The 2,198-nt window shown below is 47.7% G+C and carries 2 tRNA genes and 1 rRNA gene; all 3 read left to right on the forward strand.

Annotated features, from left to right (window positions below):
• Positions 1-374: 374 nt before the first annotated feature.
• The 3 genes from OQY15_RS22345 to OQY15_RS22355 all read left to right on the forward strand — a co-directional run bounded on the left by OQY15_RS22345 (position 375) and on the right by OQY15_RS22355 (position 2,184).
• Positions 375-1,896: ribosomal RNA gene (locus tag OQY15_RS22345) — 16S ribosomal RNA — on the forward strand.
• A 118-nt stretch (positions 1,897-2,014) separates the two neighbouring features.
• Positions 2,015-2,088: transfer RNA gene (locus OQY15_RS22350), tRNA-Ile, on the forward strand.
• 19 nt (positions 2,089-2,107) lie between these two features.
• A tRNA-Ala gene (locus OQY15_RS22355) sits at positions 2,108-2,184 on the forward strand.
• Positions 2,185-2,198: the final 14 nt, after the last annotated feature.

Raw genomic sequence — 2,198 nt, forward strand, 5'->3', positions numbered from 1 at the left:
AAAAAATAAAAAGTTTTGTAAATTGAAAAAGATTCCTACCTTTGCAGTCCCAACAAAAAGGGGAAACGTAGAACGGCGGATGCCGGGAAACGAATAACAAGATTGAAACGATGAAATGTGAAATTGACTCAGGAACATTTAGACCTGGGGAAAGGCAGCAAATCATTGCAACATATAGAAGGCCGCCGCGAGGTACGTGCCGAGAAGTTCATTAAAGAGATGTCATTTATAAAACGCAGAGCGGGATAAACCAGTACGAGTTCAAAGTACATGGACCGCAATGGTTTTTCAAGTTAGATCTGTCAGACAAATAAGAACAGATTATTTTTACAAATTTTAAGTTAAGAATGGTCAGCGTTCAAACACAACATTTTACAATGGAGAGTTTGATCCTGGCTCAGGATGAACGCTAGCGGCAGGCCTAATACATGCAAGTCGAACGATAGAAGAGGGCTTGCTCTCTTCGAAAGTGGCGCACGGGTGCGTAACGCGTATGCAACCTACCTTAATCAGGGGGATAGCCCGAAGAAATTCGGATTAACACCGCATAAAATCACAGTACAGCATTGTACAATGATCAAATATTTATAGGATTAAGATGGGCATGCGTGACATTAGCTAGTTGGCGGGGTAACGGCCCACCAAGGCGACGATGTCTAGGGGATCTGAGAGGATGACCCCCCACACTGGTACTGAGACACGGACCAGACTCCTACGGGAGGCAGCAGTAAGGAATATTGGTCAATGGAGGCAACTCTGAACCAGCCATGCCGCGTGCAGGAAGACAGCCCTCTGGGTCGTAAACTGCTTTTATTCGGGAATAAACCTACTTACGTGTAAGTAGCTGAATGTACCGAAGGAATAAGGATCGGCTAACTCCGTGCCAGCAGCCGCGGTAATACGGAGGATCCAAGCGTTATCCGGATTTATTGGGTTTAAAGGGTGCGTAGGCGGCTTTTTAAGTCAGGGGTGAAAGACGGTAGCTCAACTATCGCAGTGCCCTTGATACTGAAGAGCTTGAATGGACTAGAGGTAGGCGGAATGTGACAAGTAGCGGTGAAATGCATAGATATGTCACAGAACACCGATTGCGAAGGCAGCTTACTATGGTTTAATTGACGCTGAGGCACGAAAGCGTGGGGATCAAACAGGATTAGATACCCTGGTAGTCCACGCCCTAAACGATGAATACTCGCTGTTAGCGATACACAGTTAGCGGCTAAGCGAAAGCGTTAAGTATTCCACCTGGGGAGTACGGTCGCAAGATTGAAACTCAAAGGAATTGACGGGGGCCCGCACAAGCGGAGGAGCATGTGGTTTAATTCGATGATACGCGAGGAACCTTACCCGGGCTTGAAAGTTAGTGAATCATTTAGAGATAGATGAGTGAGCAATCACACGAAACTAGGTGCTGCATGGCTGTCGTCAGCTCGTGCCGTGAGGTGTTGGGTTAAGTCCCGCAACGAGCGCAACCCCTATGTTTAGTTGCCAGCACGTTATGGTGGGGACTCTAAACAGACTGCCTGTGCAAACAGAGAGGAAGGAGGGGACGACGTCAAGTCATCATGGCCCTTACGTCCGGGGCTACACACGTGCTACAATGGATGGTACAGAGGGCAGCAAGCTGGCAACAGCAAGCAAATCTCCAAAAGCCATTCACAGTTCGGATAGAGGTCTGCAACTCGACCTCTTGAAGTTGGATTCGCTAGTAATCGTATATCAGCAATGATACGGTGAATACGTTCCCGGGCCTTGTACACACCGCCCGTCAAGCCATGGAAGTTGGGGGTACCTAAAGTATGTAACCGCAAGGAGCGTCCTAGGGTAAAACCGATAACTGGGGCTAAGTCGTAACAAGGTAGCCGTACCGGAAGGTGCGGCTGGAATACCTCCTTTCTGGAGCAAGACTAACTGCCTGTTCTGCGTAAATGATATAAATGACGATGAAATCTCAAAAGACAACCCATAGGATGAAAACATCATAGCGGTGTTCTTCAACTGAAAAAAGGTACCTAGTCCCGTAGCTCAGTTGGTTAGAGCACTACACTGATAATGTAGGGGTCAGCAGTTCAAATCTGCTCGGGACTACATTAAGTAATAATCTTAAGGGGGATTAGCTCAGCTGGCTAGAGCGCCTGCCTTGCACGCAGGAGGTCAACGGTTCGACTCCGTTATTCTCCACCATCACCCTGGCTTAA

This window comes from Pedobacter sp. MC2016-15, from assembly GCF_026239695.1.
Taxonomy (GTDB): domain Bacteria; phylum Bacteroidota; class Bacteroidia; order Sphingobacteriales; family Sphingobacteriaceae; genus Pedobacter.